Below are 15,246 nucleotides of genomic sequence, written 5' to 3' on the forward strand. Positions count from 1 at the left end.
CTCGTTCCTTACTCATTTATGATTTACAACACCTGACAAAACCGTAGCGAGCGAAAGTGATTTGTGGTCGAGAAGCGCAACTGTACGAAGGTACAGTGAGCATCGCAGGCCGCAAAGCACGACGCGCAGTAGGTTTTGACAGGCGTTACTTGATGCGTACGATGTTCGCGCCCACGGCCGACAATTTCACTTCCATGCGGTCGTAGCCGCGGTCGAGGTGATAGATGCGGTCGATCAGGGTTTCGCCGTCGGCCGCCAGGGCCGCGATCACCAGCGACGCCGAAGCGCGCAGGTCGGTCGCCATCACGGGCGCGCCGCGCAACTGCTTGACGCCGGCGATGATGGCCGTGTTGCCCTCGATGGTGATGTCGGCGCCCAGGCGGTTCATTTCCTGCACGTGCATGAAGCGGTTCTCGAAGATCGTTTCGGTGACGCGGCTGGCGCCGTTGGCGATGGTGTTGACGGCCATGAACTGCGCCTGCATGTCGGTCGGGAAGCCCGGGTATTCCGTGGTGCGGAAACTGACCGGGTTCGGACGGGCCGACATCTCGGCGCGGATCCAGTCGGCGCCGAAGGTCATCGTCAGGCCCATGGCGCGCAGCTTGTCGAGCGCCGCGTCGAGGATGTCGGTGCGCACGTTGCGCAAGGTGATGTCGCCGCCGGTGGCCGCCACGGCGCACAGGAAGGTGCCCGTTTCGATACGGTCGGCGATCACCACGTGCGAGGCGCCGTGCAAGGAATCGACGCCCTGGATCACCAGGCGGCTGGTGCCGATGCCGTCGATCTTCGCGCCCATGGCCACCAGCAGGTGCGCCAGGTCGGTCACTTCCGGTTCGCAGGCGGCGTTTTCCAGAATGGTCTCGCCTTCGGCCAGGGTCGCGGCCATCAGCAGGTTTTCGGTGCCGGTGACGGTGATCATGTCGGTGACGATGCGCGCGCCTTTCAGCTTGGCGCACTTGGCGTAGATGTAGCCGGCTTCGATGCGGATCTCGGCGCCCAGCGCTTCGAGGCCCTTGATGTGCTGGTCGACGGGGCGCGAACCGATGGCGCAGCCGCCCGGCAGCGAGACCTTGGCTTCGCCGAAGCGCGCCAGCATGGGGCCCAGCACGAGGATAGAAGCGCGCATGGTTTTCACCAGTTCATACGGCGCTTCCAGGGTGTCGATGGCGCCGCCGTTGAGAACCACGCGGTCGCCGTCCTGCTGTACTTTCAGGCCCGTCTGGCCCAGCAGCTTCAGCATGGTGGCCACGTCGTGCAGGTGCGGCACGTTGGTCAGGTCCAGGTCGCCCGCGGTCAAGAGACCCGCGCACAGGATGGGCAGGGCGGCGTTTTTCGCGCCGGAGATGGCGATGTCGCCGTTCAGGCGGTTGCCGCCGTTGATGAGGAGCTTGTCCATGTGCTTATCCTTGGAATTCTTCGGGTGTCAGGGTTTTCATCGACAGCGCGTGGATTTCTTCGCGCATGCGGTCGCCCAGCGCCGCGTAGACGATCTGGTGGCGGGCGATCAGACGCTTGCCGGCAAACGCGGGCGAGACGATCACGGCCTGGAAGTGCTGGCCATCGCCCTCCACTTCGAGGTGCGTGCATTCGAGGCCGGCCGACAGATAGCCGTGGATCAGTTCTGGAGTGGTGGTCACGATAAGTCCTTGATATTGAATAATGTAGTGATGTGATGTGCCGTAATCAATGGCGCAAACGATAGCCGCTTTTCAGCAGGCGGATCGACACCAGCGCCAGGATCACGAGGAAGCCGGCGACGATGGAAAGACTGAGCCACGGGCTGACGTCGGACACGCCGAAGAAGCCGTAGCGGAAGCCGTCGATCATGTAAAAGAACGGGTTCAGGTGCGATACCGTCTGCCAGAAGGCGGGCAGCGAGTGGATCGAATAGAACACGCCCGACAGGAACGTAGCCGGCATGATCAGGAAGTTCTGGAAGGCGGCCAGCTGGTCGAATTTCTCGGCCCAGATGCCGGCGATCAGGCCCATGGTGCCCAGCATGGCGGCGCCGAGAAACGCGAAGACGACGATCCACAGCGGCGCGACAAACGACAGGTCGGCGAACCAGCACGTGATGGCAAACACGCCAAAGCCCACGGCCAGGCCGCGCGCGACGGAAGCGAGTACATACGCCGAGAAGATTTCCCAGTGCGACAGAGGCGTGAGCAGTACGAACACCAGGTTGCCCGTGATCTTCGACTGGATCAGCGAGGACGAGGAATTGGCGAAGGCATTTTGCAGCACGCTCATCATCACCAGGCCGGGAATCAAAAAGGCCGTGTAGCTGACGCCGGGGCTCGGTTCCACGCGGCCGTCGAGCACATGGCCGAACACCAGCAGGTACAGCATCGACGTGAGCACGGGCGCGGCCACGGTTTGCGTCGCCACTTTCCAGAAGCGCAGCGTCTCTTTGTAGACGAGGGTGCGAAATCCTGTCGAAATCATACGGTACCTTTATCCATGATCTGCAAGAAGATATCTTCCAGGTCGGCTTGTTGCAATTGCATTTCGTCGATCTCGGCGCCCGCCTCGCGCAGGCGGGCGAGGATTTTCTCGACTTCGCTGTATTCGTTGACGCGCAGGCTGAACTTGTTCGGCGCCTGCCGTTCTTCCGGGTGCAGCACCAGGTGCTGCAGGTCGGCCGGCAGGCTGCCATTCTTGAGGTGCAGCTGCAGCTGCGAACCGGCGATGCGGCGGATCAGGGCCGACATGGTGTCGAGCGCCACCACCTTGCCGGTCTTCAGCATGGCCACGCGCTGGCACATCGCTTGCGCCTCTTCCAGGTAGTGGGTGGTCAGCACGACCGTGTGGCCGCCTTCGCGGTTCAGGCGCGAGATGAACTTCCACAGGGTCTGGCGCAGCTCCACGTCGACGCCGGCGGTCGGCTCGTCGAGCACGATGACGGGCGGCTTGTGCACCAGCGCCTGGGCCACCAGCACGCGGCGCTTCATGCCGCCGGACAGGGCGCGCATATTCGTGTCGGCCTTGCCGGTCAGGTCGAGGTTTTCCATGACCTCGTCGATCCACTTGTCGTTGTTCGGCAGGCCAAAGTAACCGGACTGCAGACGCAGGGTTTCGCGCACGGTGAAAAACGGATCGAACACCAGTTCCTGCGGCACCACGCCCAGGTTGCGGCGCGCATTGCGGAAGTCCGTGACCACGTCGTGGCCGTGGATCTTGACGCTGCCCGCGTCGGGGCGTATCAGGCCGGCGATGATGGAAATGAGGGTCGTCTTGCCGGCGCCATTCGGGCCGAGCAGGCCAAAGAACTCGCCTTCCTCGATGGCCAGCGACACGCCGCCCAGCGCCTTGAGCGATTTATAGCTCTTTTCTACATTCGTGATTTGAATTGCGGTCATGTGCTTGTTTCAAGTGTAATGCGTCTGGTGTGATGCGCCAGTTGCCGGGGACATCCAGGCCGGCAGGCCGGTGCAGGGCGCCGCCTTCAGGCGAGGACGGCGCAACAGTCAATTATAGTTGGAAACTTCGTGGAACACTTGGAGATCAATCCGGCGGCGCTGCTGGCCTGCCGGCTTGAAAGCTACTGCTGATGCGGGGAGTGGGACAGGATCAATGATGATGCAGGTCGGACGGGCTGCGTTCGGCGTGGCCGCCGGCGCTGGCGCAGTCGTCGGCGCTCAGGGTGCTCGACACGAGCGAGCACACGCCATACAGCTTGGTGAGGTTTTTCAGGTTGTTCGGCAGGTTTTTCAGCTCCAGCACGGCGCCGGCATCCTGCGCGGCGCGCTGCCACGTCAGCATGACGGAGACGGCCGCCGAATCGACGGCCTTGACGTTGCGCAGGTCGAACTTCGTCTGACCCGAGCGGATGGCGTCCAGACCCTGCTCCAATGCCGAAGTGGCATTGTGCACGGTCAGGGAAGTCAGGGACTGCAAGGTGTCGAGAGAGTCGGGCATGGCGTCGGGCTGCGCTGGTCTGGAGCTGGGTCAGGAGCTATATGATAGCCGATTATTTGGCTTTGGCGACGGGACGGCTGGCCAGAGCCTTGTTTTTTGCCTGCAAGGTCTTGATCAGGCCATCGACGCCGCCCTTGCTGATTTCGCTGGTAAAGCTGCTTTTGTAGGTTTCCACCAGCCACGCGCCCAGCACGTTGATGTCATAGATCTTCCAGCCGGACGGGGTCTTCGCCACGCGGTAGTTCAGGGGCACGGGTTCGCCGCGCGCCACGTTCACCTGCGAGCGCACTTCCACTTCCGTATCGCCAGGATCGGCGCGCAGCGGCTTGAATTCCACGGTTTCGTTCTTGATCTGCGACAGGGCGCCCGAATACGTGTAGATCAGCAGGGTGCGGAATTCCGCGGCCAGCTGCTTTTGCTGGTCCGGGGTGGCGTCGCGCCAGTGGCGGCCGGCGGCCAGGGCCGTCATGCGCTGGAAATCCACGTACGGCAAGATCTTGCTTTCCACCAATTCGGTGACGCGCTTGATGTCGCCAGCCTGGATGGCCTTGTCGGACTTGGCCGTGTCGATCACGTCCTGGCTGATGCGTTTGACCAGGACGTCCGGCGCTTCCATGGCGGGGGCGGCCTGCGCGGCGGTGGCAAAGGCGATGGTGGCCATCGCCAGCAGTTGTTTCATCAATTTCATGGTTCTACCTTTCATGGTGTTGCTATGCACCGGCTGGCGTCGATCGCAGCCATGGTGTTTCTGTACCGTAGTTTACTCCTGAGGCCTTGCCTGGGAAGCCACGGTATTGCTACCAGATGTTACGAGCTCAGCCGGAGCCACGTCGGCCGCTGCCGTCGCGGGCGGCGTTTCCGCTGGGACGGCTTGCGGTTTTGCCTCGTACTCCGGCTCATAATCGCTGCTGTCGTTTTTTGGCACTTTGCGGTCGCGGCGGTCCGTATCGCCATCGAACACCTTGCTTTCGCGCGCCTGCAGGAAGCCGTCGCGGATGAATTCATAGCGGTCCAGCGCGGCCGCTTCCATCAGGTTGGTCGCGTCGAGCAGCGCGGCGCGCTTGTCGACCACGCGCGTCACCGTGCCGATATTGCGCACATACGCCGGGTCCTTGTAGCGCCACGGGTCGCCCGTGATATCGAGCGGCAGGGCCACCGTGTCGCGCACGGTCGATGGGCCCAGCAGCGGCAGCATCACGTACGGACCAGGCTGGACGCCATACCAGCCCAGGGTCTGGCCAAAGTCTTCGCTATGCTTGGGAATGCCGGCCTGCGAGGCGATGTCGATCAGGCCGAAGATACCGAAGGTCGAGTTCATGCTGACGCGCACGACGTCTTGCAAGCCCGCCTCACCCTTGCCTTGCAGCAAATTGTTCACGGCGCTCCACACGTCGGACAAGTTACCGAAGAAGTTGCCCACGCCCGTTTGCACGAACGATGGCGTGACGGTCTTGTAGGCCGTGGCGACCGGTTTCAGGGCGACCTGGTCGACGGTGTCGTTGAACTTGAACATGGCGCGGTTGTACCCTTCCAGCGGGTCGCGCGGATTGGTGCCGGTGGCGCAAGCGCTCACGCTGGCGGCGATGGCCAGGGCCAGGCCGATACGTACCAGACTGCCTTGGGATTGCTTGGTCGACTCGCTCATTTGCTGTCCTTTCCTTCCGCTGCCTTGCTGTAGATGAACTGATTGATCAGGTCTTCCAGCACTGTGGCCGATTGAGTACGGGCGATCTTGTCGCCCTCCGCCAGGTTCGCCAGATCGCCGCCTGCTTCCAGGCCGATATATTGCTCACCCAGCAAACCGGCCGTCAAAATCTTGGCCGAGCTGTCTTTCGGAAATTTGTAGCCATCTTCGATGTCGAGTTTCACCAGCGCCTGGTAAGTCTTGTCGTCAAACCGGATTTCCGCCACGCGCCCCACCACCACGCCAGCACCCTTGACGGGCGCCTGCGGCTTGAGGCCGCCAATATTGTCGAACTTGGCACTAATGGTATACGTCTTGCTGAAAGACAGCGAGCTCATATTGCCGGCCTTGAGCGCCAGAAACATCAATGCCGCCACACCCAGCAAGACGAACAAGCCGACCCAGACATCCAAAGATTTACGTTGCATAAACAATCCTAAATAATTTTTACTTGCTGCCGCCTGTGCAACATCTTGCCCAGGCCCGCTGTTTGCCGTTGATGGGCAATTACTTGCTGAACATCAACGCCGTCATCATGAAATCGAGCCACCACACCATCAGCGACGAAATGACCACCGTGCGCGTGGTGGCGCCGGACACGTCTTCCGGCGTCGGCTGCGCCTGGTATCCCTGGAACAGCGCGATGAAGGTCACCGCGATGCCGAACACCAGGCTCTTGATGGTGCCGTTGCCCACTTCTTTCCAGACATCCACGCCGCCCTGCATCTGCGACCAGAACGAGCCTTCATCGACGCCGATCAGCACCACGCCGACCAGGTAGCTGCCGATGATGCCGACGGCCGTGAAGATGGCGCCCAGGATCGGCATGGCGATCACGCCGGCCCAGAAACGGGGCGCCAGCACGCGCTGGATCGGATTCACGGCCATCATTTCCATGGCCGACAATTGCTCGCCCGCCTTCATCAAGCCGATTTCCGCCGTCAGCGAGGTGCCGGCGCGGCCGGCGAACAGCAGGGCCGTGACGACCGGACCCAGTTCGCGCGTCAGCGACAGCGCCACCAGCAAGCCCAGCGACTGCTCGGCGCCATACGTAGTGAGGGTGTAATAGCCTTGCAGCCCCAGCACCATGCCGACGAACAGACCGGAGACGGCGGTAATCACCAGCGAGCGGTTACCGATAAAAAACAGTTGCTCGATCACCAGGCGCGGACGGCGCCACAGGCCGCCCGACGAGCCGATGATGATGAAAAACGACCGCATGGCAAAGCCGAGGTCTTGTACCGCATTGCGCAACCATGCTCCGATCGCCGCCAGGAAACGCGCGATCATCGGCCCGCTCCCGCATGCAGACCCAGGTCGTCGGCCAGCGACTTGCCCGGATAGTGGAACGGCACGGGACCGTCGGCCTCGGCATTGACGAACTGCTTCACGTACGGATGCGTCGACACGGCCATCTCGGCCGGCGTGCCGTGCGCCACGATCTTGCCCGATGACAGAAAATAGACATAATCAGCGATGGCGAAACACTCCTTCACGTCGTGCGATACCAGGATAGACGTGGAGCCCAGCGCATCGTTCAGATTGCGGATCAAATTGGCCGTCACGCCCATGGAAATCGGGTCCAGGCCGGCGAACGGCTCGTCGTACATGATCAATTCGGGGTCGAGCGCGATGGCGCGCGCCAGCGCCACGCGGCGGCCCATGCCGCCCGATATCTCGGCCGGTTTCAATTGCGCCGCATTGCGCAGTCCCACGGCGTGCAGCTTCATCAGCACCAGGGTGCGGATCAGCTCTTCATTCAAATCCGTGTGTTCGCGCAGGGGGAAGGCCACGTTCTCGAACGCCGTCAAGTCCGTAAACAAGGCGCCGTGCTGGAACAGCATGCCCATCTTGCGGCGCAACTGATATAACTCGTCGGTCCCCAGCGTATGCACGATCTGGCCGTCCACATTCACGGAGCCGGAACCGGGGCGCAACTGGCCGCCGATCAGGCGCAGTACGGTCGTCTTGCCACTGCCGGAGCCACCCATGACGGCCACAACTTTTCCACGTGGGAAATCCATTTGAAGGCCCGATAAAATCGAACGTTCTCCATAGGCAAAGTGTAAATCACGGATCTCAACAAGATTTGGCACGACGAAACTCACTATTTTAATGGCGTATTGTAGTGCAGAAACGCCAACCTCTGCTGAGACACCCCTTGGGACAGCCCCGGAAAGGGGAAGAATACAACACTAATGAATCGAAAGTCAGATATTGTAGTGGAAATTTGGCCACCCCATCGCGTCCCTGCCCGATCGTCTTCGCGGCTGTTGACTTGACAGGCAAAAATAACAAAGGCCACGTCGCGCTCGGCGCCGTGGCCCTGTCAAAAAACGAACAATTGCTCGTTAATCAGCGCGGCAGCAGGGATGCCCCCATCAGGAACTCATCGACGGCGCGCGCGCACTGGCGCCCTTCGCGGATGGCCCACACCACCAGCGACTGGCCGCGGCGCATGTCGCCGGCCGCAAACACCTTGGCCACCGAGGTCTGGTAGCAGCCGGCGCCATCCGTTGTCGCCTTGACATTGCCGCGCGCATCCGTATCGACGCCGAACGCTTCCAGCACTTGTTGCACTGGTGAAACAAAGCCCATGGCCAGGAAGACCAGGTCCGCCTTCATCTCGAATTCCGAGTTCGGCACTTCGCTCATCTTGCCGTCCTTCCACTCGACTCTGCAGGCGATCAGCTTTTCCACCTTGCCGCCCTTGCCTTCGAAACGCTTGGTGGCCACGGCCCAGTCGCGCTCGCAGCCTTCCTCGTGCGAGGACGAAGTGCGCAGCTTGGTCGGCCAGTACGGCCACACGAGCGGCTTGTTTTCCTGTTCCGGCGGCTGCGGCATCAGTTCGAACTGGGCCACCGAGGCGGCGCCATGGCGGTTCGAGGTGCCGACGCAGTCGGAACCCGTATCGCCGCCGCCGATCACCACCACGTGCTTGCCCGTGGCCTTGATCTGGTCCTTGAGCTTGTCGCCCGCGTTGACCTTGTTTTGCAGCGGCAGGAAATCCATGGCGAAGTGCACGCCTTTCAGTTCGCGGCCCGGCACGGGCAAGTCGCGCGGCTGCTCGGCGCCGCCGGCCATGATGACGGCGTCAAACTCCTTTTCCAGGTCTTCCGGGAAAATGGTTTCCTTGGCCCAGTTGTTCACGTGGGCAGGGAAATCCTTGCCGACCAACACGCTGGTGCGGAACACCACGCCTTCGGCTTCCATCTGTTTCACGCGCAGGTCGATGTGCGACTTTTCCATCTTGAAGTCGGGAATGCCGTAACGCAGCAGACCACCGACCCGGTCGCTCTTCTCGAACACGGTGACGGCATGGCCGGCGCGCGCCAGCTGCTGCGCCGCCGCCAGGCCGGCCGGGCCGGAACCGACGATGGCCACTTTCTTGCCCGTGCTGAAGCTTGCCGGCTGCGGCGTGACCCAGCCATGCTCCCAGCCCATGTCGATGATTTTATGTTCGATGGACTTGATGCCGACCGGATCTTCGTGGATGCCCAGGGTGCAGGCCGATTCGCACGGCGCCGGGCAGATGCGGCCCGTAAATTCCGGGAAGTTATTTGTCGAATGCAAGATGTCGAGCGCTTCGCGGTAGGCGCCGCGGTACACCAGGTCATTCCAGTCGGGAATGATGTTATTCACGGGGCAACCCGTGGTGCAGAAGGGGATGCCGCAATCCATGCAGCGCGCGCCCTGCACGGTCGCTTGCGCGTCCGACAGGTGCAGCACGAATTCCTTGTAGTTCTTCAGACGCGCGGCAGGCTCCAGATAGTGTTCGTCCTGGCGCTTGAATTCCATGAAGCCGGTAATTTTACCCACGATGTTTCCTTTGTATTTGGCTGGCGGGGAGCGGCCGGGCCGCTCCCTGCTCATTCATTTGGCAATGAGCTTGGCTTGCTCAGGCGGCGACGGCTTGCACTTCCATGGCGGCATCGGCAGCCATCTCGATCAGCGCGCGCTTGTATTCGTTCGGGAAGACCTTCACGAACTTGCCGCGCGCCGCGGCCCAGTCGTCCAACAGGACGCGGGCGCGGGTGCTGCCCGTGTGCTTGAAGTGACGCTCGATCAGGCGCTTGAGGATGACCTCGTCCGCTTCCGGCACGCCGTCGCGGTGCTGCGTATGCCAGGCGTCGCGGTCGACGTGCTGTTCCGCCGCGGACACGACCTTGTCCAGGCTGACCATGGCCGTGTTGCACTTGCTGGCAAAGTCACCAAGCGGGTCATATACATAGGCGATGCCGCCCGACATGCCGGCCGCGAAGTTGCGTCCCGTGTTGCCCAGCACCACGACTGTGCCGCCCGTCATGTATTCGCAACCATGGTCACCCAGGCCCTCGACCACCGTGGTGGCGCCCGAGTTGCGCACGGCAAAGCGTTCGCCGGCCACGCCATTGAAGAAGGCTTCGCCGGCGATGGCGCCGTACAGCACCGTGTTGCCGATGATGATGTTGTCCACGGCCCAGCCACGGAATTCCGTATTCGGCCGCACGATGATGCGTCCGCCCGACAAGCCCTTGCCCACGTAATCGTTCCCCTCGCCCACCAGGTCGATCGTGATGCCGTGCGCCAGGAAGGCGCAGGCCGACTGACCCGCCGTGCCTTGCAGCTGGATGTGGATGGTGTCGTCCGGCAAGCCGGCGTGGCCGTATTTCTTCGCCACTTCGCCGGACAGCATGGTGCCCACCGTGCGGTTCAGGTTGCGCACGGGCGAGATGAAGGAGACGCGCTCGCCCTTTTCCAGCGCCGCGCGCGCCTGCGCGATCAGCTTGTGGTCGAGCGCCTTTTCCAGCGCATGGTCCTGGAACTCCACGTGGCGGCAGGCTTGGCCATCCGGTGTTGCCGGCTTGTGGAAGATGGACGAGAAGTCCAGGCCTTGCGCCTTCCAGTGCGAAATCGCCTTCGATTTGTCCAGCAAGTCGACGCGGCCGATCAGTTCGTCATACGTGCGGATGCCCAGCTGCGCCATCAATTGACGGGCTTCCTCGGCAACGAAGAAGAAGTAGTTGACGACATACTCGGGTTTGCCCGAGAACTTGGCGCGCAGCACCGGATCTTGCGTGGCCACGCCCACCGGGCACGTATTCAAGTGGCATTTGCGCATCATGATGCAGCCTTCGACCACCAGCGGCGCCGTGGCGAAACCGATCTCGTCGGCGCCCAGCAGGGCGGCGATGACCACGTCGCGGCCCGTCTTCATCTGGCCGTCGGCCTGCACGCGGATGCGGCTGCGCAAGCCGTTCAAGACCAGCGTTTGTTGCGTTTCGGCCAGACCCAGCTCCCACGGCGTGCCCGCATGTTTCACGGACGACAAAGGCGACGCGCCCGTGCCGCCGTCGTGGCCGGCGACGACCACGTGGTCGGCTTTCGCCTTGGTGACACCGGCCGCGACCGTGCCGATACCCACTTCCGACACCAGTTTCACGGAAATCGAGGCGCGCGGATTGGCGTTCTTCAAGTCATGGATCAGCTGCGCCAGATCCTCGATCGAGTAGATGTCGTGGTGCGGCGGCGGCGAAATCAAGCCCACGCCCGGCACGGAGAAGCGCAGGCTGGCGATGTATTCGGACACCTTATGGCCCGGCAACTGGCCGCCTTCGCCCGGTTTCGCGCCCTGCGCCATCTTGATCTGGATCTGGTCGGCCGAATTCAGGTAGGCCGCCGTGACGCCGAAACGTCCCGACGCCACCTGCTTGATGCGCGAGCGCATGGAATCGCCTTCCTGCAGGGGAATATCGACGACGATCTGCTCGGCGCCCACGACGGACGCCATGGTGTCGCCCTGGCGGATGGGGATGCCCTTCAATTCCTGCGTGTAGCGGTTCGGATCTTCGCCGCCCTCGCCCGTGTTCGACTTGCCGCCGATGCGGTTCATGGCCACGGCCAGGGTCGCGTGCGCTTCCGTGCTGATGGAACCGAGCGACATGGCGCCCGTGGCGAAACGCTTGACGATTTCCTTGGCCGGTTCCACTTCATCGAGCGGGATCGCCTTGGTCGGGTCGAGCTTGAACTCGAACAGGCCGCGCAAGGTCAGGTGGCGACGGCTCTGGTCGTTGATGATTTGCGCGTACTCCTTATAGCTGGAGAAATTGTTGCTGCGCGTAGAGTGCTGCAGCTTCGCGATCGCGTCCGGCGTCCACATGTGGTCTTCGCCGCGCACGCGGAACGCGTATTCGCCGCCCGCGTCGAGCTTATCGGACAGCACGGGATCGTTGCCGAAGGCCAGCGCGTGCAGGCGCAGCGCTTCTTCCGCCACTTCAAACACGCCGATGCCTTCCACGTTCGAGGCCGTGCCCTTGAAGTATTTGTCCACCAGCGACTTGTTCAAGCCGATGGCTTCGAAGATTTGCGCGCCGCAGTAAGACATATACGTCGAAATACCCATCTTCGACATGACCTTCATCAAGCCCTTGCCCACGGCCTTGGTGTAGTTGTAGATGGCTTTGTCAGCCGACAGGTCGCCCGGCAAGCCGTGCGCCAGCTCGGCCAGGGTTTCCATGGCCAGGTAGGGGTGGACGGCTTCCGCGCCATAGCCGGCCAGCAAGGCGAAGTGGTGCGTTTCGCGGGCCGAGCCCGTTTCCACGACGAGGCCGGTGGAGGCGCGCAAGCCCTTGCTCACCAGGTGCTGGTGCACGGTGGAGGTGGCCAGCAGCGCGGGGATCGCCACCTGATCGGCGCAGATGGCGCGGTCCGAGACGATCAGGATGTTGTGGCCCGACTTGACGGCGTCGACGGCTTCCGCGCACAGCGAGGCCAGGCACGCTTCCACGCCTTCCTTGCCCCAGGCCAGCGGGTAGCAGATATCGAGTTCATACGACTTGAACTTGCCGCCCGTGTGGGCGCTGATGTTGCGCAGGCGCGCCATGTCGTCAAAGCCCAGCACGGGCTGCGCCACTTCCAGGCGCATCGGCGGATTCACGTTATTCGTGTCCAGCAAGTTCGGTTTCGGGCCGATGAAGGACACCAGCGACATCACCATCGCTTCGCGGATCGGGTCGATCGGCGGGTTCGTCACTTGCGCGAACAGTTGCTTGAAGTAGTTATACAGCGGTTTCAGCTTGTTCGACATGACGGCCAGCGGCGAGTCATTGCCCATCGAACCCGTCGCCTCTTCGCCGGCCAGCGCCATCGGCGCCATGAGGAATTTCAAGTCTTCCTGCGTGTAGCCGAACGCCTGCTGGCGGTCCAGCAACGATGGCTGGGCTTTTTCGCCCTGGGCGCGGTCCTGTTTCGCTTGTCCTTCGGCCAGCTTGATCTCGTCGAGCTTGATGCGCACCGAGTTGATCCACGCCTTGTATGGCTTGGCGTTGGCGTAGGTGTTTTTCAGTTCCTGGTCGTCGATGATGCGGCCCGCTTCCAGGTCGATCAGGAACATCTTGCCAGGCTGCAAGCGCCATTTCTGGATGATCTTCGACTCGGGAATCGGCAGCACGCCCGATTCCGACGCCATCACGACGAGGTCGTCGTCCGTGACGATGTAGCGGGCCGGGCGCAAGCCGTTGCGGTCCAGGGTGCCGCCGATGTGGCGGCCGTCCGTAAACGCCATGGCGGCCGGGCCGTCCCACGGTTCCATCATGGCCGCGTGGTATTCATAGAAGGCGCGGCGGTTGTCATCCATCGTCGTGTGGTTTTCCCACGCTTCCGGAATCATCATCATCATCGCCTGGGCGATCGGGTAGCCGGCCATCAACAGCAGTTCCAGCGCATTGTCGAAGCACGCCGTGTCGGACTGGCCTTCATAGATCAGGGGGAACAGCTTTTGCAGGTCGTCGCCCAGCACGGCCGACTTCATCACGCCTTCGCGCGCGCGCATCCAGTTGAAGTTGCCTTTCACCGTATTGATCTCGCCGTTATGGGCGATCAGGCGGTAAGGGTGGGCCAGCGGCCATTCGGGGAAGGTATTCGTCGAGAAACGCTGGTGCACGAGGGCCAGGGCCGAGATGCAGCGCGCGTCCTGCAAGTCCTTGTAGTACACGCCCACCTGGTCGGCCAGCAGCAAGCCTTTATATACGATGGTGCGGGCCGACATCGACGGCACGAAGAATTCCTTGCCGTGCAGCAGTTTCAAGGCCTGGATGGCGTGGCCCGACGATTTGCGGATCACATACAGTTTGCGCTCGAGCGCATCGGTGACCATGATGTCCGGGCCGCGGCCGATGAAGATCTGGCGAATCACCGGTTCCTTGGCGCGCACGGTGGGCGACATCGGCATGTCGGTATCGATGGGCACGTTGCGCCAGCCCAGCACGACCTGGCCCTCGATGCGCACGGCGCGTTCGATTTCCTGTTCGCAGGCGATGCGCGACGCGTGCTCCTTCGGCAGGAAGACCATGCCCACGCCGTATTCGCCAGGCGGCGGCAATTCCACGCCCTGCTTGGCCATTTCTTCGCGGTAGTACTGGTCGGGAATCTGGATCAGGATGCCGGCGCCATCGCCCATCAGCGCATCGGCGCCCACGGCGCCCCGGTGATCGAGGTTCTTCAGAATCAGCAAACCCTGTTCGACGATCGAATGGGTCTTGTTGCCCTTGATATGGGCGACGAAACCGACGCCGCAGGCATCGTGTTCATTGGCTGGGTCGTACAGGCCTTGCGCTTTCATGGGCTTCTCCGCTGCATATGACTATCGAAAAACTAGAGTAGTGCAACGCAACAAAAAACTCAACCAGAAAAATTAGGGTCGGAGTCGAATTAAATTCAATTCTGTCGCCCTAAAAATTTAATAGGGACACAGTCAAAGCAATTTCAATAAAAGCGCGGAAAGAAACCATTTTTTGTTTTAGCTGCCAATACTTTTCACGGTGTCCGCTGCGGGCACGATTTTGCGGGGACGGCCCCGCTTGGCCGGCAGCACTTGCCGCTGCATTTTCTGCTCCAGCGCCTGCTTGAAAGCGTCGGAACCCAGCGGCCAGCCCTTCAATACAGCCTGCTCCACCACCTTGACCTGGCTGCCGCCCAGGCCTTGCTCGAACAGGCGCAGGTAGGCCGCCTCGCGGTCGAATGGCGTGTTGCCCAGCGCCCAGTACAGCGCATGGTCGGTGATGACGGGATCGGGACGCACACCCGCATGGTGGGCATAGCTGGACCAGCTGTAGTCGAGCGCCTGGCTCGCCAGGCCCGTCTGCACGGGCACGCACTCCAGGTAGCGGCAGCAGGTGAGGAAGAAATTGTCGGGATCGATAACGGAAGTTTTGTAGCGTCCCTGCCACAAGGCACCTTCGCGGCCGTATTTCTGGTTGAAATACGGCACGTAATAGCGCCCCAGCCACTGCATCAGCTGCCCCAGGCCCGTCGCATCGGCCGGCGTGGCCAATAAATGTAGCTGATCCGGCAACAAAACATAGGCGTGGATGGCCACCTTGAACATTTTCGCGCCCGTTTTCAGCCAGGACAAGCATTGCGCGTAATCGAGCGCATCCTGGAACACGGGCTGGCGGTTGCTGCCGCGCTGGATCAGGTAATGGGGCAGTACAGGGATGATGAGACGGGGCAGACGGGCCATGGCAGAATCGGTAAAAAGAAGGCTAAGGCCTTGATTTTACACACTTGCGCGCGCCAGGAACGACTCTGACCCTGTTTTATTTGAAATCGCAAAAAAAGCGTTTGACTCTGTCCCTTTTATTGCGCCAGCCACTTGCGGGCGGCGC

The 15,246-nt window shown here is 61.9% G+C and carries 13 protein-coding genes; all 13 read right to left on the minus strand.

From position 1 onward, the window contains the following. Window positions 1-145 precede the first annotated feature (145 nt). On the minus strand, window positions 146-1,396 hold the full coding sequence (gene murA, locus J0O65_RS12235; protein ID WP_215407099.1) for a UDP-N-acetylglucosamine 1-carboxyvinyltransferase: 1,251 nt from the start codon (window positions 1,394-1,396) through the stop codon (window positions 146-148). Between the two features lie 4 nt (window positions 1,397-1,400). Continuing rightward, on the minus strand, window positions 1,401-1,637 hold the full coding sequence (locus J0O65_RS12240) for a BolA family protein (protein ID WP_010402134.1): 237 nt from the start codon (window positions 1,635-1,637) through the stop codon (window positions 1,401-1,403). Between the two features lie 46 nt (window positions 1,638-1,683). Beyond that, window positions 1,684-2,445 (minus strand): ABC transporter permease, encoded by a 762-nt coding sequence (locus tag J0O65_RS12245; RefSeq protein ID WP_215407100.1) that lies wholly within the window; start codon window positions 2,443-2,445, stop codon window positions 1,684-1,686. Further along, window positions 2,442-3,359, minus strand: a complete 918-nt coding sequence (locus J0O65_RS12250; protein WP_215407101.1) for an ABC transporter ATP-binding protein — start codon at window positions 3,357-3,359, stop codon at window positions 2,442-2,444. Before J0O65_RS12250 ends, J0O65_RS12245 begins: the two co-directional genes overlap by 4 nt. A 211-nt stretch (window positions 3,360-3,570) precedes the next feature. Further along, window positions 3,571-3,918 carry an STAS domain-containing protein gene (locus J0O65_RS12255; RefSeq protein WP_035823111.1) on the minus strand — a complete coding sequence of 116 codons (348 nt, stop codon included), beginning with the start codon at window positions 3,916-3,918 and terminating at the stop codon, window positions 3,571-3,573. A gap of 52 nt (window positions 3,919-3,970) precedes the next feature. After that, window positions 3,971-4,606 (minus strand): MlaC/ttg2D family ABC transporter substrate-binding protein, encoded by a 636-nt coding sequence (locus J0O65_RS12260; RefSeq protein ID WP_215407102.1) that lies wholly within the window; start codon window positions 4,604-4,606, stop codon window positions 3,971-3,973. Between the two features lie 72 nt (window positions 4,607-4,678). After that, the gene (locus J0O65_RS12265; protein ID WP_215407104.1) at window positions 4,679-5,563 is read right to left on the minus strand and encodes an MlaA family lipoprotein; all 885 of its coding nucleotides are present in this window, start codon (window positions 5,561-5,563) and stop codon (window positions 4,679-4,681) included. After that, the gene (mlaD, locus tag J0O65_RS12270) at window positions 5,560-6,030 is read right to left on the minus strand and encodes an outer membrane lipid asymmetry maintenance protein MlaD (RefSeq protein WP_070346035.1); all 471 of its coding nucleotides are present in this window, start codon (window positions 6,028-6,030) and stop codon (window positions 5,560-5,562) included. Before mlaD ends, J0O65_RS12265 begins: the two co-directional genes overlap by 4 nt. 79 nt (window positions 6,031-6,109) lie before the next feature. Continuing rightward, window positions 6,110-6,892 (minus strand): lipid asymmetry maintenance ABC transporter permease subunit MlaE, encoded by a 783-nt coding sequence (gene mlaE, locus J0O65_RS12275; RefSeq protein WP_215407106.1) that lies wholly within the window; start codon window positions 6,890-6,892, stop codon window positions 6,110-6,112. Further along, entirely contained in the window at window positions 6,889-7,698 is an 810-nt protein-coding gene (locus J0O65_RS12280; protein ID WP_152252789.1) for an ABC transporter ATP-binding protein, read from the minus strand. Before J0O65_RS12280 ends, mlaE begins: the two co-directional genes overlap by 4 nt. A 259-nt stretch (window positions 7,699-7,957) precedes the next feature. Then, complete coding sequence (locus J0O65_RS12285) at window positions 7,958-9,421, minus strand: glutamate synthase subunit beta (RefSeq protein WP_215407108.1); 1,464 nt, start codon at window positions 9,419-9,421, stop codon at window positions 7,958-7,960. Window positions 9,422-9,500: 79 nt separating this feature from the next. Further along, window positions 9,501-14,201, minus strand: a complete 4,701-nt coding sequence (locus tag J0O65_RS12290; RefSeq protein ID WP_215407110.1) for a glutamate synthase-related protein — start codon at window positions 14,199-14,201, stop codon at window positions 9,501-9,503. 177 nt (window positions 14,202-14,378) lie between these two features. Continuing rightward, the gene (locus J0O65_RS12295) at window positions 14,379-15,101 is read right to left on the minus strand and encodes a transposase (protein ID WP_215407112.1); all 723 of its coding nucleotides are present in this window, start codon (window positions 15,099-15,101) and stop codon (window positions 14,379-14,381) included. Between the last annotated feature and the right edge of the window lie 145 nt (window positions 15,102-15,246).

Source organism: Janthinobacterium sp. JC611, from assembly GCF_018682595.1.
GTDB lineage: Bacteria > Pseudomonadota > Gammaproteobacteria > Burkholderiales > Burkholderiaceae_D > Janthinobacterium.